The organism is Frigoribacterium sp. PvP121, from assembly GCF_017833115.1.
Lineage (GTDB): Bacteria > Actinomycetota > Actinomycetes > Actinomycetales > Microbacteriaceae > Frigoribacterium > Frigoribacterium endophyticum.
In genome coordinates this window covers 99301-119788 of record NZ_JAFIBR010000001.1, presented here as the reverse complement: position 1 = coordinate 119788, position 20488 = coordinate 99301, and the positions used below count along the sequence as shown (strand labels likewise).

At 74.9% G+C, this 20488-nt stretch carries 17 protein-coding genes; 6 read left to right on the top strand and 11 right to left on the bottom strand.

What is annotated here, in order from left to right:
• Positions 1-32: 32 nt before the first annotated feature.
• Positions 33-1076: an NAD(P)-dependent alcohol dehydrogenase gene (locus tag JOE43_RS00520; protein WP_209513845.1), complete on the bottom strand. Its 1044-nt coding sequence runs from the start codon at positions 1074-1076 to the stop codon at positions 33-35.
• A 256-nt stretch (positions 1077-1332) separates the two neighbouring features.
• Complete coding sequence (locus JOE43_RS00515; protein ID WP_209513843.1) at positions 1333-2274, bottom strand: ROK family protein; 942 nt, start codon at positions 2272-2274, stop codon at positions 1333-1335.
• Between the two features lie 57 nt (positions 2275-2331).
• Between JOE43_RS00515 and JOE43_RS00510 the strand changes: the two genes are divergently transcribed.
• Entirely contained in the window at positions 2332-3234 is a 903-nt protein-coding gene (locus JOE43_RS00510) for a carbohydrate kinase family protein (protein ID WP_209513842.1), read from the top strand.
• Positions 3235-3241: 7 nt separating this feature from the next.
• On the opposite strand, the gene JOE43_RS00505 is transcribed toward JOE43_RS00510, so the two are convergent.
• The 3 genes from JOE43_RS00505 to JOE43_RS00495 form a co-directional block, all read right to left on the bottom strand.
• Positions 3242-4243 (bottom strand): NADP-dependent oxidoreductase, encoded by a 1002-nt coding sequence (locus JOE43_RS00505; RefSeq protein WP_209513840.1) that lies wholly within the window; start codon positions 4241-4243, stop codon positions 3242-3244.
• A 153-nt stretch (positions 4244-4396) separates the two neighbouring features.
• Positions 4397-5290: a neutral zinc metallopeptidase gene (locus JOE43_RS00500; RefSeq protein ID WP_056057026.1), complete on the bottom strand. Its 894-nt coding sequence runs from the start codon at positions 5288-5290 to the stop codon at positions 4397-4399.
• A gap of 91 nt (positions 5291-5381) precedes the next feature.
• Complete coding sequence (locus JOE43_RS00495; RefSeq protein ID WP_056057024.1) at positions 5382-5831, bottom strand: DUF5997 family protein; 450 nt, start codon at positions 5829-5831, stop codon at positions 5382-5384.
• 162 nt (positions 5832-5993) lie between these two features.
• Here JOE43_RS00495 and JOE43_RS00490 point away from each other — a divergent pair, with 162 nt between their 5' ends.
• From JOE43_RS00490 to JOE43_RS00480, 3 genes are all read left to right on the top strand, one after another.
• Entirely contained in the window at positions 5994-6716 is a 723-nt protein-coding gene (locus JOE43_RS00490; RefSeq protein WP_209513838.1) for a LysR substrate-binding domain-containing protein, read from the top strand.
• 285 nt (positions 6717-7001) lie between these two features.
• Positions 7002-7211 carry a DUF2945 domain-containing protein gene (locus JOE43_RS00485; RefSeq protein WP_056057022.1) on the top strand — a complete coding sequence of 70 codons (210 nt, stop codon included), beginning with the start codon at positions 7002-7004 and terminating at the stop codon, positions 7209-7211.
• Positions 7212-7222: 11 nt separating this feature from the next.
• Positions 7223-7462, top strand: coding sequence for a hypothetical protein (locus JOE43_RS00480; protein ID WP_056057020.1), 240 nt, complete (start codon positions 7223-7225; stop codon positions 7460-7462).
• Positions 7463-7489: 27 nt separating this feature from the next.
• Here JOE43_RS00480 and JOE43_RS00475 read toward each other — a convergent pair whose 3' ends face one another.
• Positions 7490-8806 (bottom strand): MFS transporter, encoded by a 1317-nt coding sequence (locus tag JOE43_RS00475; RefSeq protein ID WP_209513835.1) that lies wholly within the window; start codon positions 8804-8806, stop codon positions 7490-7492.
• A 92-nt stretch (positions 8807-8898) separates the two neighbouring features.
• Here JOE43_RS00475 and JOE43_RS00470 point away from each other — a divergent pair, with 92 nt between their 5' ends.
• Entirely contained in the window at positions 8899-9597 is a 699-nt protein-coding gene (locus tag JOE43_RS00470; RefSeq protein ID WP_209513827.1) for a TetR/AcrR family transcriptional regulator, read from the top strand.
• A gap of 3 nt (positions 9598-9600) precedes the next feature.
• Here JOE43_RS00470 and JOE43_RS00465 read toward each other — a convergent pair whose 3' ends face one another.
• Entirely contained in the window at positions 9601-10443 is an 843-nt protein-coding gene (locus JOE43_RS00465) for an ABC transporter permease (RefSeq protein WP_209513825.1), read from the bottom strand.
• Complete coding sequence (locus JOE43_RS00460; protein ID WP_209513823.1) at positions 10440-11471, bottom strand: ATP-binding cassette domain-containing protein; 1032 nt, start codon at positions 11469-11471, stop codon at positions 10440-10442. The genes JOE43_RS00465 and JOE43_RS00460 overlap by 4 nt, the downstream gene beginning before the upstream one ends.
• A 191-nt stretch (positions 11472-11662) precedes the next feature.
• Between JOE43_RS00460 and JOE43_RS00455 the strand changes: the two genes are divergently transcribed.
• Complete coding sequence (locus tag JOE43_RS00455; protein WP_209513821.1) at positions 11663-15229, top strand: proline dehydrogenase family protein; 3567 nt, start codon at positions 11663-11665, stop codon at positions 15227-15229.
• 68 nt (positions 15230-15297) lie between these two features.
• On the opposite strand, the gene JOE43_RS00450 is transcribed toward JOE43_RS00455, so the two are convergent.
• The 3 genes from JOE43_RS00450 to JOE43_RS00440 form a co-directional block, all read right to left on the bottom strand.
• Positions 15298-16281: an NAD-dependent epimerase/dehydratase family protein gene (locus tag JOE43_RS00450; protein WP_209513819.1), complete on the bottom strand. Its 984-nt coding sequence runs from the start codon at positions 16279-16281 to the stop codon at positions 15298-15300.
• A gap of 145 nt (positions 16282-16426) precedes the next feature.
• Positions 16427-19234 (bottom strand): alpha/beta fold hydrolase, encoded by a 2808-nt coding sequence (locus JOE43_RS00445; protein ID WP_307803177.1) that lies wholly within the window; start codon positions 19232-19234, stop codon positions 16427-16429.
• Entirely contained in the window at positions 19231-20193 is a 963-nt protein-coding gene (locus JOE43_RS00440; RefSeq protein ID WP_156370250.1) for a 3-oxoacyl-ACP synthase III, read from the bottom strand. Before JOE43_RS00440 ends, JOE43_RS00445 begins: the two co-directional genes overlap by 4 nt.
• Positions 20194-20488: the final 295 nt, after the last annotated feature.

The following is a 20488-nucleotide window of genomic DNA, read 5'->3' as shown; positions in this document are numbered from 1 at the left end:
CGGGAGGGGGCCGTCGTCGTGCTGCGGGGCGACTAGATCGTGGCGGTGTCGATCACGAAGCGGTAGCGCACCTTGCTGGCGACGACGCGCTCGTAGGCCTCGTCGACCTGGTCGGCGCTGATCGTCTCGATCTCGGCACCGATCTGGTGCTCGGCGCAGAAGTCGAGCATCTCCTGCGTCTCGCGGATGCCGCCGATGTTGGAGCCGGCGAGGCTGCGACGGCCCATGATGAGCGAGCCGGCGCGGAACGACTGCGGGTTCTCGGGCAGGCCGACGAAGACCATGGTGCCGTTGAGGCGCAGCGTGCGGGCGTAGGCGTCGATGTCCATGTCGGCCGAGATCGTGTTGATGATCAGGTCGAACGAGCTCTTCAGCTCGTCGAAGGTCGACGGGTCGCTCGACGCGTAGTAGTGGTCGGCGCCGAGCTTGAGGCCGTCCTCCTGCTTGGAGAGCGTCTGGCTGATGACGGTGACCTCGGCGCCCATGGCGTGCGCGATCTTGACGGCCATGTGGCCGAGCCCGCCCATGCCGACGACGGCGACCTTCGTGCCGGGGCCGGTGCCCCAGTGCTTCAGCGGCGAGTAGGTGGTGATGCCGGCGCAGAGCAGCGGCGCGGCCTCGTCGAGCGCGATGCCCTCGGGGATCGACAGCACGTAGTTCTCGTTCGCGACGATCTGCTTGCTGTAGCCGCCGTAGGTCTCTTCGCCCGTGTACTCGCGGCCGTTGTAGGTGGGCACGTTGCCCTTGACGCAGAACTGCTCTTCGCCGGCGAGGCAGTTCTCGCACTCCCGGCAGCTGTCCACGAAGCAGCCGATGCCGACGCGGTCGCCGACCTTGTGCTTCGTGACCTCGGAGCCGACCTCGGTGACGACGCCGGCGATCTCGTGGCCGGGCACCATCGGGAAGATGGCCTTGCCCCACTCCTCGCGGGCCTGGTGGATGTCGCTGTGGCAGATGCCGGCGAAGGCGATGTCGATCTGCACGTCGTGGGCGCCGACGTCGCGACGCTGGATGGTGCTGCGCTCGAACGAGGCGCCGGCCGAGGCGGCGACGAGAGCGGGGACGGTGGTGGGCACGGGGTTACCTCCGGGGGTTGCGGGTGTCTCGCGCGCCTGTGGGCGCGCTGATCTCCGACGACGCTGTGGGGGACGACACGAGCCTAGGCGCGCCTCCTGGGGGGCTGCTCCTGCCGGGAACCGTTCTCACGGGCTGGGTGCCGCGGGCGCGCGACCGCGGGCGAGTTCGACCCGCGCGGGCCAGTACGCGCGCCCGCTCGCGTCGAACTCGCCCACCGGGGCGGTCTGCGGCAGGCAGAGTCGGGGGAGGCGCGGGTCAGCCGAGCAGGCCGGCCTGCCACACGAGCGCGGCCGCCCCGACGAGCGGGCTCTCGTCGCTCAGCCCGGAGCGCACGACGCGCACCCGCCGCGCGTAGTCGTTGACCGGGGCCTCGTCAACGGTGCGGCGGACGAGGTCGAGGTAGTCGGCGCTGACGCGGGAGAACCCGCCGCCGATCGCGACGACGTCGAGGTCGAGCAGCGTGCTGACTGACGACACGGCCTCGCCGACGGCGTTCGCCGAGCGGCGCACCGCCGCGACGGCGAGGGGGTCGCCCTCGAGGTAGCCGGCCGCGAGGTCCTCCCCGCGCTCGCCCTGCCAGCCCTGCGCGCGGGCCCACGCCACGACGTTGGGGCCGGAGGCGATGACCTCGAGCGTCGCCGCGGAGGCGTTCTGGCCCGCGGGGCGGTCGGCGATCTGGATCTGGCCGATGTGCCCGGCGTTGCCGGTGCCGCCCGAGAGCAGGCGGCCGTTGACGATGAGGCCGCCGCCGACCCCGGTCGACACCGTGATCGCGAGGGCGTTGTCGGCCCCCTGCGTCGCGCCGACCCAGTGCTCGGCCAGGGCGAGGCTGACGCCGTCGAGCCGCAGCGTGACCGGGGCGCCGGGGGCGACGACGCCCGCGACGAACTCGGCCACCAGGTCGCGGAGCGCGAAGCCGCGCCAGGAGGGCAGGTTGATGGGCGAGACCGTGCCGTGCACGAGGTCGACCGGGCCGGCGCTGCCGATGCCCGCCCCGACGACGACGTCGTCGGGGCCGACGGCGGCGAGGGCGTGCGCCACGACGTCGCGCACCGCCCCGGCCAGCTCGTCGCTGCTCGAGGCGCGGCCGGTCGGGCGACGGTCGCGGCTGCCCGGGGCGAGCGTGCCGTCGGCGGCCACCAGGGCGGCCTCGACCTTTGTTCCGCCGACGTCGACGGCGAGAGCGTAGTCAGTCACGGCGACAGCGTACCGGGGCCCGTCGCCGGTGACGGCGGGCCTCGGTAGGCTGCCCGCATGGACCAGACCGCAGGCCGGGTCGTCGTCGTCGGCGACGCCCTCATCGACGAGATGCGCACCCCCGCCGGCTCCGACGACCACGTCGGCGGCGCCGGCCTCAACGTCGCCGTCGGCCTCGCCAGGCTCGGCGTGCCGACCACCCTGCTCGCCTCGGTGGGCGACGACGCCGACGGCGCCGCCGTCCGCGCGCACCTCGCCGAGCACGGCGTCGAGCTGGTCGCGACGGTCAACCCGCTCGGCACCGGCCGCGCGGTCTCGGAGCGCGTCGACGGCGAGCCGAGCTACTCGTTCACCGAGGCCGCCGTCGCGCGGGGCCTCGACTTCTCGCCCGAGCAGGTCGCGGCGATCGCCGTGGCGCCCCTCGTCGCCGTCAGCTCGTACCCGTTCGACGACGCCTGGCTCACCGAACGCCTGCTGCAGCACGTCGGCGCCGAGCCGCCGCGGCTGGTGGTCGACCCGAACCCGCGGCCCGGGTTCCTCCGCGACGTCGACGACTTCCGGGCCGGGTTCGCCCGTGCGGCCGCCGTCTCGCTGCTCGTCAAGATCGGCTCCGACGACGCCGACCTCGTGGCGGGCACCTCGCTCGAGGGCTGGCAGGAGGCGCTGCTCGCGTCGGGCGCCGGGGCCGTGCTGGCCACGCGGGGCGCCGACGGGGCCGACCTCCAGCTGGCCGACGGCCCGCTGCTGCACCGCGACGTCGCCGTCTCGGCCGGAGACGTGGTCGACACGATGGGCGCGGGCGACGCGACGTTCGCGTCGATCGTGGCCAGCCTGTTGGCCGGCACGAGCGGGCCCGGCCCGACCGACTGGGCGGCCGCGCTGACCGACGCCATGGCGGTCGCCGCGGCGACGGTGCGCGCGCCGGGGGCGCTGCTGCGTCCCCCCGGCGACGTGAGCTAGGAGCGCGTCAGTCCCGCGCCTCCGCGACGGCCCTGGCCTTGCCCGACAGGTACCAGTGCGAGCGCGCGCCGGTCTCGACCGGCTGCATGCCGACGACGACCTTGCCGCGGGAGTGCTTCTCGGCGAGGTCGTCGAACGCCTGCGCCACCGCGTCGAACGGGTAGAAGCCCGAGATGAGCACGCGCACCTTGTTCTCGGCGATCAGCTTGGCGAGGGCGCCGAGGATCATCGCCGGCTCGGCGTCGTCGCGCTCCGCCGTGATGAAGCGCACCTCGACGTCGAGGCGGTCGTCGCTCGAGCTGAACCGGCTGGCCGGCACGCCGAGGGCGGTCGCGAGCTCCGGGTTGTCGCCGCCGTGGTTGTCGATGAACGCCGTGACGGGGCGCGTCACCGCCGCCTCGATGCGCTCCTGGATGCCCTCGCCGTACGTGATCGGGATCACGCCGATCGACCGCAGGTAGTCGTGGTTGCGGGGACTGCAGGTGCCGATCACGGTCGCGCCCGCGGCCTTGGCGAGCTGGCACTCGATGTGCCCCACGCCGCCGGCCGCGGCGGTCACGACGACGACGTCCTCCGCGCCGAGGTGCAGCCCGCGGACGATGTCGTAGGCGGTGACCCCGGCGAGGTAGAGGCCGCCGGCGACCTCCCACTCGACGTTCATCGGCTTCTTGACGACCGCCGTGGCGGGCACGGTGACCCAGGTCGCGTGCGCCCCGCCGCCGATCGAGTGGCCGAGCACCTCGGCCCCGACCGCGAGGTCGCGCACCGCGGAGCCGCGCTTCTTGACGATGCCCGCGAAGCAGGAGCCCTGCCGGGCGGGGAACTCGAGGGGGAGGCGGTCGACGAAGTCGCCCTGCCGGATGAAGTTCTCGATGTGGTTGAGCCCCGCCGCCACGACCTCGACGACGACCTCGTCGTCGGCGGGGACGGGGAGCTCCTGGGCGACGAAGTGCAGCTCGTCGATGTCTCCGTACCGGTCGAACTCGACCGCCTTGCCCGAACGTGCCATGTCGTGCCTCCTCGCAGCGTGCCCTGAGTCTGCTCCCGGTGGGGGACGACAGGTCGGGAGCTGGCTGGGAGTTCTCACGGAGCGGCCAGTGGTCGTCGACCGGCGGGCGATGCGGACGGCCGCAGCGTGGTCGCGGATGCCGGCCCGCGCCTCCTACAGCTGGGCGGCGGGGACGCTGAACGTGTCGCAGGCCCCGGGCCCGCCGGCGCGCCCGGCCTCGAACCAGCGCTGACGCTGCTCGGCCGAGCCGTGCGTCCACGTGTCGGGGTCGACCTGGCCGCTCTGCGCCTGGATGCGGTCGTCGCCCACGGCGGCCGCCGCGTCGAGGGCGTCGGCGACCTGGGCGTCGGTGACCGGCTCGAGGAAGGTCGTGCCCTGGTCGTCCTGGATGGTGGAGGCGGCGCCGACCCACGCGCCGGCGTAGCAGTCGGCCTGCACCTCGAGCCGGATGGTGTCGGAGCCCGGCCCGGTCGCGCTGCGGTCGGCCCGGTCGAAGGCCCCGGTGAGCTGCTGGATGTGGTGGCCCCACTCGTGCCCCACGACGTACATCTGGGCGAGCGGGCCGCCCGTCGCGCCGAACTGCTCGCGCAGCTGCTCGAAGAAGTCGGTGTCGACGTAGAGGGTCTGGTCGGGCGGGCAGTAGAACGGGCCGGTCGCGCTCGAGGCCGAGCCGCAGCCCGTGTCGACGGCGGCCGTGAAGAGGGCGAACTCGGGCGTCACGTACTGGGCGCCGAGCTGCGGGGCCGCGGTGGCCCAGTAGGTGTCGAGGGAGTCGGCGGCGCCGGCCATGCGGCACTGGACGTCCTCGTTGGCCTGCGCACCGGTGGTGCAGTTCGCCACGCCCTGCTCGCCGGACTGCGCACCGCCGTCGGAGCCGGTGCCGCCGCCGAGCACGCCGCTGACGTCGACGCCGGTGAACTGCCCGATCAGCACGACGATGATCACGCCGACGATGCCGACCCCGCCGCCGGCGACGCCGATCGTGCGGCCGCGGCCTCGCCGCGTGACCTTGCTGCTGTCGATGCGGGCGTCGTCGTTGAAGGACATGGCTCAGAAGCTACGCGACGGGGGAGCCCGTCGCCCGCCGACCGCCAGCCGGTGGCCGGGCCGGGGCGGGGCAGGCCGGGGCGGGGTCTGCCTACTTGCCGGAGCGCTCGGCCTCGCGGCGCTCCGCCTCGTCGCGCTCGGCGCGGAGGGCGGCGCGGCCGGCGTCGCGGTCCTTGACGCGCTGCTCCTCTTCGCGCACCTCGGCCATGTTGGCGCGCTCGGTGACGAGCCAGGCCGGCATCTGCTCGAGCAGGGCGTGGATCTCGTCGGTGGTCAGCGCCTCCTCGACCCCGCCCCGGGCGAGGCCCGAGATGGTGACGCCGAGCTTCTGCGCGACGACGGGGCGGGGGTGCGGGCCGGTGCGGCGCAGCTCGGCCAGCCACTCGGGCGGGTTCGCGGTGAGCTCGGCGAACTCGTCGCGCGTGATCGGGGTCGACTGGAACGACTCGGGCGTCGCCGGCAGGTGCACCCCGAGCTTCTTCGCGGCCGTGAAGGGCTTCAGGGTCTGCGGGGCCTTGCCGCGGGGGGTCTCGTCGCTCATCCGCCCAGGGTACCGGCCCGGCGACGTGCGGCCACGAACCACGTCCTCGCACCGGAACCGCGCCGCGGCGGGGTTCGCGTGCGAGGACGTGGTTCGTCACGGCGGGGGAGGCGGGGGAGGCGGGGCCGCGGGGCCCGGCGGGGGCACCGGTAGCCTGGGCCGATGACGACCGAGCCGACCCGCGCCTCCTTCCGCCTGGGGTTCGTGCCCGGGGTGACGCTCGCGAAGTGGTCGCGGATGTGGGAGGAGCGCCGCGGCGACCTGCCCCTCGACGTCGTCGAGGTCGACGGCGACGAGCCCCTCACGGCCTTCGACGGCGACGACCCGGTGGTCATGCTGCTCGGCCGCCTGCCGTTGCCGACCGGCGACGACTTCTCGGTGATCCCCCTCTACGAGGAGCGGATCGTCGTCGTCGTGCACAAGGAGCACCCGATCGCCGCCCTCGGCAAGGAGGAGGAGGTCGCGCTCGCCGACCTCGACGGCGAGCACCGCCACGACCTCGACCCCGCCCTCTCGCTCGCCGAGGCCGTGGCCGTCGTCGCGACGGGCGCGGGCGTCGCCGTCATGCCGCAGGCGCTCGCCCGCCTGCACGGCGTCAAGGGGACCACGCACCGCTTCGTCGCCGACCTCGGCCCCACGACGATCGCGCTGGTCTGGCCCGACGGCCAGCTCGACGACGACATCGACGACTTCATCGGCGTCGTGCGCGGCCGCACCGCCAACAGCAGCAGGTCGAGGAGGCGCGAGGACGAGCCCGCACCGGCGAAGCCCCGCAAGGGGTCGGCTCCCGACCCGCGCGGCGCCGGCGCCCGGAAGACGCCGGCCAAGGGCCGCGGCGGGCCCCAGCGCGGCACCGGCCGCAGCCGCCCGCGCCGCAGCCGCTAGCGCGCCGCGCCGCGCGCCAGCGCACCCCGTTCCGTTCATCGCACCCCGTCCTGCAGGGGTGCGATGAACGGAACGGGGTTCGTCCGTCGGCAGTGTCGGCAGGCGTCCGCAGGGAAGTGGCCGCCTGGGCCGCCGCCCAGGGGCTCGGGTCGTCGGCACCGGGCGCCCTGAAGTACCCCTCCTCCCGACGAGCCGAGAACCCCGGGGAGGCGCGGCGTAGCGTGCACGGCACCGCACCATCACCGACCCGCGGCTCGACCCCGGGCCGCCAGCCAGGAGGCAACGATGACGTTCAGCAAGGGCGACCACGTGACGTGGAACACGCCGCAGGGCGAGACCCACGGCACCGTCAAGGAGAAGCGCGTGAAGGAGTTCGAGTTCGACGGCCAGACCTTCAAGGCCTCGGGCGACGAGCCGTACTTCATCGTCGAGTCCGACAAGTCCGGGTCGGAGGCGGCCCACAAGGAGTCCGCCCTGACCGCCGCGAAGAAGTAGGAGCGAACACCATGGCAGACCTCACCGACGTCGTCTGGAACGACGAGGCCCGCGACAAGATCCTCACCGACGCCGACCGCGTGCTGCAGGAGGCCGTCCGCGACGTGGCCGCCGAGACCGGCGAGGGCGACTCGTGGGAGGACGCCTTCGCGGCCCTCAACGAGCGCCTCAAGGGCCGGTTCATCGACTACGAGCCCGGCCCGGACGTGCGCAAGTACGCCGAGGCCATCGTGCGCGGCGACTACCGCTGACCGAGCCACGACGGGGGCGGCCCGACCTCAGGGTCGGGCCGCCCCCGTCGCGTCCGCGGGGCCCGCGTGGTCGGCCCGGCCCGAGCGGCCCGCCGGCACGTGCGGCGCGTCGACCCGACGCACCCGCGGCGTCGCGGCCACGGCGAGGGCGACGACCGTGACGAGCCCGGCGAGGGCGGTGAGGGTCAGCGGCTCGCCGATCACCCGAGACAGCGGCCCCACGGCGAGCTCGCCCGCGGGCATCCCGGCGAGCGAGGCGAGCGTCAGGCAGGCGAAGACGCGCCCCAGGTACGAGCGCGGCACCTGCAGCTGCACGGCCACGTCGAGCGGCACGGTGAAGACCTCGAGGCCCACGCTCGCGACGAACAGCCCGACGCAGAGCCAGAAGAACCAGTGCAGCGGGTCGATCAGGGGCGGGTCGAGCACGTAGGGCAGGTCGACCAGCGTGCCCGCGAGCAGCATCAGCGGCGCGACGAGCGCGACGGCCCCGAGCGCCGCGGTGGCCAGGCGCAGCCGCCCCCGCAGCGACCCCGCCCAGACGGCGCCGACCACGAGCCCGGCCGTCTGCACCGCGCCCGCGAACCCCCAGGCGACGCGCCCGAACGACTGGTCGGCGATCAGCGGGCCGAGCACGTGCACCCCGCCGGCGAACGCGAACTGGTAGACGAACGTCAGCACGACGGTCGCGGTGAGCCAGCGCGAGCGGGAGACGAACGCGACGCCGGCGGCGAGGTCGCGCAGCAGCGAGGCCCCGCCGGAGGCGCGGGACGGCCCGCCGGGGACGCGCACGAACACGACGGCCGCCGCCCCGAACAGCACGGCCCCGACGATCAGCCCCGTGCCCGTGCCGAACACCCCGACGACGGCGCCGCCGAGGGCCGTGCCGACGACGAGGCCGGCGTTCATGCTCGTGCGCGCCAGCACCGTCCCGTCGCGCACGGCCTCGTCGGGCACGACGTCGCGGAGCAGCGCGCTCGTCGCGGGGCCGAAGAACGCGGCGGCGGCTCCGTTGACCGCCGCGGCGACGGCGAGCGTGACCATGGTCTCGCGGTCGGCGAGGAGGAGCACGCCGGCCACGGTGAGCGACGCCGCGGAGAGCACCGACGAGCCGACGGTCACGACGCGACGGGGCAGGCGGTCGGACACCGCGCCTCCCACGAGGACGAGCACGACGTTCGGCACGGAGCGGGCGGCGACGACGAGGCCGACGCCCACCGCGTCGGCGCCCAGGTCGATCGCCGCGAAGACGAGGGCGAGGGGCGCGAGCCCGCTGCCGACCCACGACAGCAGCCGCCCGACCCACAGGGCGCGGAACGCCGGGATGCGCAGCAGCGACCATCTCACCCGGCGCACTCTACGCGCGGCGGCCGCGAGCTCACCCCGCCCGCGACGTCACACGCCGTCGCCCCGCGGGCGCCCGACCTAGGCTGGGCGCGATGAGCGCCGAGACCGACGACCCCGTCGCCCGCACGCCGGGCCGCTACCGCAAGGGCATCGCCAAGCGGGAGGCGATCCTCGACGCCGCCCTGCCGGTGTTCGGCAAGGTGGGGTTCCACGGAGCGTCGCTCCGCGAGGTCGCCCGGCAGTGCGGGGTCTCGCACCAGTCGCTGATGCACTACTTCCCGACGAAGGACGCCCTGCTGATGGCGGTGCTGCGCCGCCGCGACGAGCGGCTGCGCCAGCACTTCGACGACGTCGGCGGCATGCGCCTCGCCGAGCTCGTCGAGCTGGCCGAGTACAACGTCGACGTGCCCGCGGTCATCTCCCTCTTCATCACGGCCTCGGCCGAGGCCACGTCGAGCGACCACCCCGCCCACGACTACTACGCCGACCACTACGACCGCATCGTGTCGTCGACGTCGGCCTACCTCGGCGTCGCCGAGCGTCGGGGCTGGCTGCGCGACGGCTTCACCGCCGAGACCGCGGCCCGCGTCGTCCTCGCCGTGCAGGACGGCCTGCAGCTGCAGTGGCTGTACCGCCGCGACGAGGTGCACGTCGCCGAGACGATGAGGCTGGTCGTGGCGACCGTGCTCACCGTGCCGACCGACGAGCTCGACGCCGCCGTGCGGGCCGAGGTCGCCGACCGCGACGGGGGCGACGCGCTCGCCCGGCCCGCGACTCCTGCCCGGCCCTGAGCCCTACTTCGAGCTGATCCGCTGGAACTTCCGCACCGCGAGCGGCACGAAGACGACCAGCATCACGCCGATGCCGACGAGCACCGTGAGGTAGGGGTGCTGCAGCGTCCAGATGTCGGGCACCGGGGTGCTGCCGACGTTGCCGAACGACTGCCGCGCGGCCTGCACGAGGGCCGAGACGGGGTTCCACTCCGCGAAGACGCGGAGCACCGTCGGCAGGGTGTCGCTCGGCACGAACGCGTTCGAGATGAACGTGAGCGGGAAGAGGATCATGAACGACGCGTTGTTGATCGTCTCCGGCGTCTTCACGCTCATGCCGAGCAGGGCCATCACCCAGCTGAACGAGTAGCTGAAGAGCAGCAGCAGGGCCACCCCGCCGACGAACGACATCGGCGAGGCGTTCACCCGCCAGCCGACGGCCAGCCCGGTCAGCATCATGATCACCATCGAGATGCTGTTGAGCACGAGGTCGCTGTTCGTGCGCCCGATGAGGACGGCGGAGGCGCTCATCGGCAGGGTGCGGAAGCGGTCGATGATGCCCTCCTTCAAGTCCTGCGCCATGGCGGCGCCGGAGAAGGTCGAGCCGAAGACCACGGTCTGGGCGAAGATGCCCGCCATGAGGAACTGCGTGTAGTCGGTGCCCTCGACGGAGATGGCGCCGCCGTAGACCTGGCTGAACAGCAGCACGAACATGATCGGCTGCAGCACGGCGAAGATCAGCATGTCGGGCGAGCGCTTCACCTTGATCAGGTTGCGCTTCGTCACCGTCCAGCCGTCGGACGCCCAGGTGCCGAGCCCGGCGCTCGACGACGGCACGAGGGTCTGGGTGAGGGCCGTGGCGGTCATCGGCGGGCCTCCTTCTCCCGGGCCGAGCGGCCCTTCCGACCGGTCGGGGCGCCGGCGTCGTCGGGGGAGTCGTCGTCGGCCACGGCCTTCCGCCCGGTCAGCTGCAGGAAGACGTCGTCGAGCGTGGGGCGCCGCATGCCGGCGTCGTGCAGCTCGATGCCCGCCGCGCCCAGGTCGGCCAGCGACCGCTGCAGCGCGGTGGGGCCGTCGGTCACGGCCACCTCGACCTGTCGCCCGTCGCTGCTGACCGTGGGCTCGGCGTCGCCGTGGCGCCGCAGCACCTCGACGGCCTGGCCGGAGCGGGCCTCGTCGACCAGCGCGACGACGAGCCGGTGCCCGCCGACCTGCGCCTTGAGGTGGTCGGCCGTGCCCTCCGCGATGACGCGGCCCTCGTCGATGACGGCGATGTCGTCGGCGAGGCGGTCGGCCTCCTCCAGGTACTGGGTGGTCAGCAGCACCGTGGTGCCGCCCTCGACCAGCGACGTGATGATCTCCCACAGGGCGAGGCGGCTGCGGGGGTCGAGGCCCGTCGTCGGCTCGTCGAGGAAGAGCACGCGGGGGTTGGTGACCAGGGCGCCGGCGAGGTCGATGCGGCGTCGCATGCCGCCGGAGAACCCCTTGACCGGGCGGTCGCCGGCGGCGCTCAGGTCGAAGACCTCGATCAGCTCACGGGCCCGCTGCCGCGACACCTTCGCGCCCAGGTGGTAGAGCCGGCCGATCATGTCGAGGTTCTCGAAGCCGGTGAGGTTCTCGTCGACCGCCGCGTACTGGCCCGAGACGCCGATCGTGCGGCGGGTGGCCTGCGGGTCGGCGACGACGTCGATGCCCGCGATCGTCGCCGTGCCCGCGTCGGGCACCTCGAGGGTGGTGAGCATCTTCACCGTCGTGGTCTTGCCCGCGCCGTTGGGGCCGAGCAGCGCCTTCACCGTGCCCTCGGGCACGACGAGGTCGAGCCCGGTGAGCGCGTGCACCGGCCCGGACTTCGAGCGGTACGTCTTCGTCAGGCCCCGCGCCTCGATCATCGCCATGGTGGCCTCCGCCGGTCGCCGGGCCGGTCACCGAACACCTCGGTGCGGTCCCGTGCTGGGCAGCAAAATATCAGCCCGCGGGGCCGGGCGCCAGTGATGATCCGTCGGCTGTGGACGGCTCGTCGCCGCCCCACGTTACGGTCTCGTGACGAACCTTGCCAGGTGGCAAGTTCTGGTCGTACCGTTCTCGCATGACCTCCCTCGACCAGACGGCCGGGCCGTCCTCCGCTCCCTCGACGACGAGCCCCGCGGCCGGCAGCGCCGCCCCCGCGGCGGGCAGCGCCCCCGCTGGGTCGCCGACGCTCCCCGCCGACCTGGGCGCCGCCTCCGTCGCCCTCGCCCGCCGCTGGGCGCAGGAGGCGTCGCACGCCCCCGTCACCGGCTCGGCCCAGCTTCTCGCGCAGGTGCTCAAGGACGAGTCGGGCCTCGCGTTCACCATCGGCTTCGTCGACCGGGTCGTCCGCCCGGAGGACCTCAGCGTCGCCGCCCGCAACCTCGCCGGCCTCGCGCACCGCGTGCCGGCCTTCCTGCCCTGGTACATGCGCCTCGCCGTACGGTGCGGCGGCGTGCTCGCCCCGGTGCTGCCCGGCGTGGTCGTGCCGGTCGCCCGCCGCGTGCTGCGCGGCATGGTGGGCCACCTCGTCGCCGACGCCCGCCCGGCGAAGCTCGGCGCCGCGATCGCGGGCATCAAGCGCGAGGGCACCCGCCTGAACCTCAACCTGCTCGGCGAGGCCGTGCTCGGCGACGGCGAGGCCGAGCACCGCCTGGCCGGCACGCGCGCGCTGCTCGCCCGCGACGACGTCGACTACGTCTCGATCAAGGTGTCATCGATCGTCAGCCAGCTCTCGATGTGGGCGTTCGACGAGACCGTCGAGCGCGTCGTCGAGAAGCTCACCCCGCTCTACGAGCTCGCCGCCCGCTCCGCCCGGCCGAAGTTCATCAACCTCGACATGGAGGAGTACCGCGACCTCGACCTGACCATCGCGGTCTTCACGCGCCTCCTCGACCAGCCGCGGCTGCGCGGGCTCGAGGCCGGCATCGTGCTGCAGACCTACCTGCCCGACGCGCTCGGCGCCCTGCAGCACCTCACCGAGTGGGCCACGGCCCGCGTCGACGCCGGCGGCGCCGCGATCAAGGTGCGCGTCGTGAAGGGCGCCAACCTCGCGATGGAGACCGTCGACGCGACCCTGCACGAGTGGCCGCTCGCGACCTACGGCACGAAGCAGCAGAGCGACACGAACTACAAGCGAGTGCTCGCCTGGGCGCTCACGCCCGAGCGCACGCGCGCCGTGAAGGTCGGCGTCGCCGGCCACAACCTCTTCGACATCGCCTTCGCGCACCTGCTCGCGACGGCGCGCGGCGTGCACGAACGCGTCGAGTTCGAGATGCTGCTCGGCATGGCCGAGGGCCAGGCCGAGCTCGTCAAGGCCGACGTCGGCGGGCTGCTGCTCTACACGCCCGTCGTGCACCCCCGCGAGTTCGACGTCGCGATCAGCTACCTGATCCGACGGCTGGAGGAGAACGCGTCGAGCGAGAACTTCATGTCGGCCGTCTTCGAGCTCGCCTCGAACGAGGCCCTGTTCGCCCGGGAGGAGGGCCGGTTCCTCGCCTCGCTCGCCGAGGTCGACGACGTCGTGCCCGCGCCCCACCGGGTCCAGAGCCGCCTCGAGGAGGCGCGGGGCGCCTCCCCGGAACGGGTCGCCACGGCCTCGGCCCCCTTCGAGAACGAGCCCGACACCGACCCCGCGCTCGCCGCGAACCGGGCGTGGGGCCGCGAGATCCTCGGCCGGGCCCGCACCAGCACGCTCGGCACCGCCGCGATCGAGGCGGCCCGCGTCACGGACGCCGCGACGGTGGACGAGGTCGTCGCGGGCGCCGTCGCCGCCGCGCCCGGTTGGGCCGCGCTCGGCGGCCGCGGCCGCGCCGAGGTGCTGCGCCGTGCGGCCGCGTCGCTCCGCGCCCACCGCGCCGACCTGATCGAGGTCGCCGCGAGCGAGACCGGCAAGACGATCGCGGAGGGCGACGTCGAGGTCAGCGAGGCCGTCGACTTCGCCACCTGGTACGCCCACCTCGCCGAGCAGCTCGACGAGGTCGACGGCGCCCAGTTCGTGCCCGCGCGCCTCACGGTGGTCACCCCGCCGTGGAACTTCCCCGTCGCGATCCCGGCCGGCTCGGTGCTGTCGGCGCTCGCCGCGGGCAGCAGCGTCGTCATCAAGCCGGCCGGCCAGGCGAAGCGCTGCGGCGCCGTCATGGTCGAGGCCCTCTGGGAGGCCGGCGTGCCCCGCGACGTGCTGCGGCTCGTCGACGTCGAGGAGGGCGAGCTCGGCCGGCACCTCGTCGCGCACCCGTCGGTCGACCGCGTCGTCCTGACCGGGGCCTTCGAGACCGCCGCCCTGTTCCGCTCGTGGCGCGACGACCTCCCGCTGCTCGCGGAGACCAGCGGCAAGAACGCCATCATCGTCACGCCGAGCGCCGACCTCGACCTCGCCGCGGGCGACGTCATCAAGTCGGCCTTCGGCCACGCGGGGCAGAAGTGCTCGGCGGCGAGCCTGGTGATCCTCGTCGGGTCGGTCGGCAGCTCGGAGCGGTTCCGCCGTCAGCTCGTCGACGCGGCCTCGACGATGCGCGTCGGCTACCCGACCGACCCCACGACGCAGATGGGCCCGATCGTGGAGCCCGCCGCGGGCAAGCTGCTCGGTGGCCTCACGACGCTCGGCGCGGGGGAGTCGTGGCTCGTCGAGCCGCGGCAGCTCGACGACGCCGGCCGGCTCTGGACGCCCGGCATCCGCGCCGGCGTCCGCCCCGGCAGCGAGTTCCACCTCACCGAGTACTTCGGGCCCGTGCTCGGCGTGATGACGGCCGAGACCCTCGACGAGGCGATCGAGCTGCAGAACGCGACCGACTACGGCCTCACGGCCGGCCTGCACACCCTCGACGCCGCCGAGCTCGGCACCTGGCTCGACCGGGTCGACGCCGGCAACCTCTACGTCAACCGCGGCATCACCGGGGCGATCGTGCGCCGCCAGCCGTTCGGCGGCTGGAAGAAGTCGTCGGTCGGCGCCGGGGCCAAGGCCGGCGGGCCCAACTACCTCGTGCACCTCGGGTCGTGGACGCCCGGCGAGCTGACCGGCCCCCAGGAGGCGCGGCCCGGCCAGGCCGTCTCCGCCGCCCTCTCGGCCGCGGCGCCCCTGCTCGCCGACCCCTCGCAGCGGGCGGCGGTGGCCGCGGCGGCCGCCTCCGACGAGCAGCACTGGGCCGACGAGTTCGGCGTCGCCCGCGACGTGAGCGCCCTGGGCCTCGAGCGCGACCTGCTGCGCTACCGCGCCCTGCCGGTGACCGTGCGCGTCGCCGAGGGGGCCTCGCCCGCCGACGCCGTGCGGGTGCTGCTCGCCGGGCTCCGCGCCGGGTCGCCGCTCACCGTGTCGACGTCGGTCGGCCTGCCCGCCGGGCTGGCCCCGGCCCTCGGCCTCGCGGCGGGCTCGCTCGTCGTCGAGGACGACGCGACCTGGCACGACCGGGTGCGGGCGGGCGCGGTGCAGACCGAGCGCGTGCGCCTCGTGACCGGGGCGGCCGACGCGGGGGGCGCCTCCTCGGCGCTCGCCTCCGCGCTGGGCGGCGACCCCGCCGTCGCGGTGTTCGCGGCCCCGGTGACGCCGTCGGGCCGGCTCGAGCTGCTGCCGTTCCTCCGCGAGCAGGCCGTGTCGATCACGGCGCACCGCTTCGGCAACCCCGACGCGTGGAGCGAGGGCGTGATCTAGCTCGCACCGAGGTGCCCCGATCTGGGCCCTGGGCACAGCTCACGGCCCAGATCAGGGCACCTCGTCGGTCAGATGGCGGGCGACCCCGCGGCGTACCAGGCCGCGAGCCGGCGCAGGCCCTCGTCGAGGTCGACGGCCGGCGCCCAGCGCAGGTCGTGCTGCGTGCGGCGCTGATCGAACCAGTGCGCGGTCGACAGCTGCTCGGCGAGGAACCTCGTCATCGGCGGCTCGTCGCTGCCCGGGCGCACGGCCCAGGCGCGCTCGACCAGCGACCCTGCGGCCCGGGCCACCCCGGCCGGGACGCGGAGGCGCGGTGCCGGCACCCCGGCCGCGGCGCAGATGCCGCCCATCAGGTCGTAGACCGTGCGCGGCTCGCCGTTCGTCAGCACGTAGGCGCTGCCCGACACGGCGTCGACTCGCTCGAGCGCGGCGGCGATGCCGGAGGCGGCGTTGTCGACGTAGGTCGAGTCGATCAGCGCCGCGCCGTGGTCGAGCAGCGGCAGGCGGCCCGAGCGGGCGCGGTCGACGATGCGCTCGACGAGCTGCGTGTCGCCGGGGCCCCAGACGAGGTGCGGGCGCACGGCGACGACGCACAGGTCGGGGCCGGCGGCGGCGAGGGCGAGCCGCTCGGCCGCGGCCTTGGTCCGGGCGTAGTGGCCACGGGCGTGCTCGGGCGAGGCGGGCTCCGCGTCGTCGCCGACGATCGAGGCTCCGCCGTGCGCGACCGACGGCGACGACACGAACACCAGGCGGGGCACGTGGGAGGCGCGCATCGCCTCCGTCAGCGACCTCGTGCCGTGCACGTTGACGGCCTCGAACTCGGCGGGGGCGCCCGCCAACGAGACCTTCGCGGCCAGGTGGACCACCGCCTCCTGCCCCTCGACCGCGGCGGCGACGGCGGCCGGGTCGGTCATCGAGCCGGCGACGTCGCGGGCTCCGGGCACGCCCGAGGGCCGGCGCTGGAACGTGGTGACCTCGTGCCCGGCGGCGGCCACGGCACGCGCGACGGCACCGCCGAGCAGCCCGCTCGCCCCGGTGACGAGCACCCTCACGGCGTCGCCCCCGCACGGGCGGCCGTGACGGCGGGCGTGTGCGACGCCGACGGTCGTGCGTCGACGCCCGAGGCGATCGAACCCGCCCGTGCAGCGTCGCGAGAGCGTGAGCCCGAGCCCGGGCGCGAGCCCGACGCCGTCGGCCTCACGGGCGCACCATGCGTCCGCCCGAGAGCACCGAGCCGGCCCAGGCCGCGAGCCGGGCGCGGTCGATCTTGCTGTTGTGGCGCACGTCGGTCGGCAGGTCGGGCACGACCAGCACGGCCGCGACGCGGTGCCCGACGGCGGCGTGCACGGCCTCCCGCACGGCGGCGGCGAGCGGCGCGGCGGCCAGCCCCGGGCGGCGCGAGCGGGCGGAGGACTCGACGACCACGACGACCTGCTGCGTGCCCGCGGGCCCCACGCCCACGACGGCGGCGCGGGCGACGGCGACCAGCGCCTCCACCGCCTGCTCCGCGGCGACGGGCGTCAGCGGCCCGGACGCGGTGGTGAGCACGTGCGGCAGCCGGCCCTCGACCCAGAGGCGGCCCCGGTCGTCGAGGTGCCCGACGTCGCCGGTGCGGTGCCAGCGCTCGGGCGCGCCCTCGGCGGCCCCGGGCACCCCGCGCACGCTCGCGCGGTCGGTGAGCCACAGGCGGTCGTAGCCGCGCTTGAGGTGCGGCGCCGAGACGACGATCTCGCCCGTGACGCCGGGGGCGTCGGAGGGCGTGTCGGAGGCGCGCCCCCGCTCGTCGAGGGGAGCGATCAGCACGCGGGTGGTCGCCGCCGGCACGCCGACGCACACGCCGTTCGCGGCGGGGTCGGCCGCGGCCGCGCGCACGCCGTCGAGCGTGACGTCGGTCATCAGCAGACCCTCGGTCATGCCGTACGGCGTGTGCGGCGTCGCCCCCGGCATGAGCTCGCCGGCGGCCGCGAGCAGGCGCTCGGAGACGGGCGCGCCCGCCGAGAGGAAGGTCTCGACCCCGGCCAGGGCGGCGCGGTCGCGGGCGTCGAGCTCGTCGGCCGTCGCGACGACGTTCGTGAGGGCGGCGGGGGAGAGGAAGACCACGGTGGCGTCGACCGCGGCCGCCGCCGCGGCGACGGCGCGGGCCGTCAGGGTGCGGGGCGAGGTGACGTCCATGTCGGGCGTCACGCTCGTCGCGCCGAGGGCCGGGCCGAGCAGCGCGAACGGCGCGAACCCGGCGACGAGCCCGGTGCCCGGGCCGACGCCGTACTGGTCGGCGAGGGCGTCGCGCAGCGCGGTCAGCTGGCCGTGCGTGTAGACGACGCCCTTGGCGGGCCCGGTCGAGCCCGAGGTGAACAGGATCGCCGCGGGCGCGTCGGCCGCGGGGGCCTCCGGCAGCTCGGCGAGGGCCCGCCCGGCACGACGGCCCAGCGCGGCGATCTCGGGCAGCGACGTCTCGACGCCGAGGGCGGCCGCGACCGCCGGCGACAGCCGCTGGGTCGAGACGACCCGGCCGGGCCAGCCGAGCGCACGCGCCGCGGTGAGGCCGGGCAGCTGGCCGATGACGTGGTCGGGCCACGAGCCGCGCACGGCCCGCGTCAGCCCCGTCACGCCGAGGCCCGCGTCGGCGACGACGACGACCGCGCCGAGGCGCACGCAGGCGTAGAGCACGGCGGTGAGGTCGGCGCCGGGCTGCACGAGCAGCGACACCCGGTCGCCCGGGCGGACGCCGTGCTTCCGCAGCCCGAGGGCGATCTCGGTGACGCGACGGCTCAGCAGTCGCCAGCTCACCCGACGGGGGCCGGAGGCGCGGGCGCCGCCGTGCGGCACCATCTCGATCAGGGCGGTGTCGTCGCTCTCGGCGAGCGTGTCGAGGTGGTGCCAGAGCGGGCGGTCCTGCCGGGCGGGAGGCGCCTCCTGCGGGTCCCGCGGGGCGGCGGCCGGACGAGCGGCCGCGGCCGGACGAGCGGCGCCGGCCGGACGAGCGGCGGCGGCGCCCGGGATGCGGTCGCCCAGCCAGGTCTCGACGGCGGCCGCGTAGTCCACGTCCTCGGCGACGAGGTGCCCGGCGCCCTCGTAGCGGTGCACGTCGGCGTGCGGCAGGCGGTCGACGAGGTCGTCGAGGTAGCGGTCGCCGAAGATCGGGTCGCGCGGGCCCCAGAGCATCAGCGCGGGCACGTCGAGGCGGGTCAGGGCGTCGGCGATCCGGTCGAGCTCCAGCCGGCTCGGGTGGCGCTGGTCGACGGGGATGTCGGCGACGAAGCCGCCGATCCCGCCGCGCCGCTCGGCGCCGCGGTAGGGCGCGCGGTAGCTCGCGGCGACCTCCGGGGGGAGGCGCGGGTGCGCGATCGCGAGCGTCACGTCGAGGAACCCGGTCGTGGCGACGGTCGCCCGCCCCAGCACGCCCCGGGCGAGCGTCAGCCGCAGCGGGGCCGGGATCGGCTCGTCGGCGGGCTGGTGGATCGCGGTGTTGAGCAGCATCAGGCCCGAGAGCAGCTCGGGGTGGTCGACGGCCCAGCCCATCGAGACGACGCCGCCCCAGTCGTGGCCGAGCGTGACGACTGGCCCGGCGAGGCCGAGGTGATCGGTGAGCGCCGAGAGGTCGGCGACGCGCTGCGGCAGCCCGCGCTCGACCCCGGTGCGCTCGGAGAAGCCCATGTCGAGCTGGTCGACGGCGACGACGCGCCAGGCGGCGCCGCCGGCGGCCGCGGTCGCGAGCGTGCGGGCGGCGAGGCGGCGCCAGAGGTACGACCAGGTCGGGTTGCCGTGCACGCACAGCACGGTGCCGACCGGCTCGACGCCGAGCGCCTCGAGCGAGCCGGCCGTGTCGAGCAGGTGCCAGGTGCGGTCGACCGGCTCCGCGCCTCCGGCACGGCCCTCGCCCCCGGTGCCTGCGGTGCCCGCGGGCACCGTCACGAGACGGGACCACGCCGGGTCGAGCCCGTCGAGCCCCGCGGGCGGCAGCGTCGCGGGCGACGTCGCCCGGGCGGCGCGGGGGAGGCGACTCACCAGGCGAGTTCCATCATCGCCGTGTTGATGCCCGAGCCCACGCCCATCAGCAGCACACGGTCGCCCTTCGAGAGGGTCTTGGACTCCTCGACGAGGGTGATGGGGATGGAGGCGGGGCCCACGTTCCCGAGGGTCGGGTACGTGAGCGGCACGCGCCCGCGGTCGATGCCCGCGGCCTTCACGAAGGCGCCCGTGTGCACGTCGCTGACCTGGTGCATGATGTAGCGGTCCATCCCCTGCCACTCCCAGTCGCGCTTCGCCTCGCGCCAGGCGCTCACGACGAGCTCCATGCCGCGCTTGAGCAGGGCCTTCGCGTCGGTGAACATGCCGTCGACGCTGCCGACGCAGAGGTCGTAGTTCTCGGTCGCGGCGCGCGTGACGCCGCCGACGATGCGGTGGCCCTCGGGGTGGCGGTCGGCCCGGCCGAGCACGGCGGCCGCAGCGCCGGAGCCCAGGGTGAGGCTCGCGAACTCGCTCATGAAGTCGTCGCGACCGTAGCCCTTGGTGAGCAGGCGCTCGATCGTGTTGACCTGGACGTCGTCGGCGTCCTCGCCGTCGATGATCACGGCGTACTCGATCTGGCCGGCGTCGATCAGCTGCGCGGCGAGGGTCATGCCGTTGACGAAGCCGAGGCAGGCGTTCGCGATGTCGAAGTTGGTGGCCGACGACGGCAGGCCGAGGCCGTGGTGCAGGCGCACGGCGACGGAGGGCTCGAGGTGCGGGCGCGTGACGGAGGTGTTGATCAGGAGGCCCACCTGGTCGGGCCGGATGCCCGCCTCGGCCATGGCGCGCTTGCCCGCGTCGACGGCGGCGTCGTCGAAGCTCTGGTCGGCGCCCCAGTTGCGGCGCTCGTGGACGCCGGCGACGCGCTGCAGCAGGCCCGTGGGCAGCTTCAGGCGCTTCAGCACGGGGCGGAGCTTCTCGTCGATGCTCGCGGAGGTCGTGACCCGGTCGGCCATGGTGCTCGTGACGGCGAGCAGGGCGACGTTGCTGTGGCGGGTCGTGGCGTTGCCGCTCGTGGCGTCTCCGGTCAACGGGGCTCCCTGTCGAGTTGTGCCTGGGCTGGCTGTGTCTGGGCGTGCTGTGTCTGGGTCGTGCTGGGTCTGCTCGTTGCTGGTTCTGTGTCGCGACCGCGCGCGTCTCGTCCGACCGTCGTCCGGGCACGAGCGAGCGAGGGGCTGTCGGGTGCCGGGGCGTCGGGTGCACGGCGAGGGTGCATCCCGCCTACTTTACGGCTGTCGTCGCTGGGCGGTT

Excerpts from the sequence above, each read along its gene's own strand:
- JOE43_RS00465 (WP_209513825.1), bottom strand. The coding sequence starts at position 10,443 with ATGACCGCCACGGCCCTCACCCAGACCCTCGTGCCGTCGTCGAGCGCC.
- JOE43_RS00440 (WP_156370250.1), bottom strand. The coding sequence starts at position 20,193 with ATGGCCGACCGGGTCACGACCTCCGCGAGCATCGACGAGAAGCTCCGC.
- JOE43_RS00470 (WP_209513827.1), top strand. The coding sequence starts at position 8,899 with ATGAGCGCCGAGACCGACGACCCCGTCGCCCGCACGCCGGGCCGCTAC.
- JOE43_RS00500 (WP_056057026.1), bottom strand. The coding sequence starts at position 5,290 with ATGTCCTTCAACGACGACGCCCGCATCGACAGCAGCAAGGTCACGCGG.
- JOE43_RS00485 (WP_056057022.1), top strand. The coding sequence starts at position 7,002 with ATGACGTTCAGCAAGGGCGACCACGTGACGTGGAACACGCCGCAGGGC.
- JOE43_RS00480 (WP_056057020.1), top strand. The coding sequence starts at position 7,223 with ATGGCAGACCTCACCGACGTCGTCTGGAACGACGAGGCCCGCGACAAG.
- JOE43_RS00495 (WP_056057024.1), bottom strand. The coding sequence starts at position 5,831 with ATGAGCGACGAGACCCCCCGCGGCAAGGCCCCGCAGACCCTGAAGCCC.
- JOE43_RS00510 (WP_209513842.1), top strand. The coding sequence starts at position 2,332 with ATGGACCAGACCGCAGGCCGGGTCGTCGTCGTCGGCGACGCCCTCATC.
- JOE43_RS00490 (WP_209513838.1), top strand. The coding sequence starts at position 5,994 with ATGACGACCGAGCCGACCCGCGCCTCCTTCCGCCTGGGGTTCGTGCCC.
- JOE43_RS00505 (WP_209513840.1), bottom strand. The coding sequence starts at position 4,243 with ATGGCACGTTCGGGCAAGGCGGTCGAGTTCGACCGGTACGGAGACATC.
- JOE43_RS00455 (WP_209513821.1), top strand. The coding sequence starts at position 11,663 with ATGACCTCCCTCGACCAGACGGCCGGGCCGTCCTCCGCTCCCTCGACG.
- JOE43_RS00460 (WP_209513823.1), bottom strand. The coding sequence starts at position 11,471 with ATGGCGATGATCGAGGCGCGGGGCCTGACGAAGACGTACCGCTCGAAG.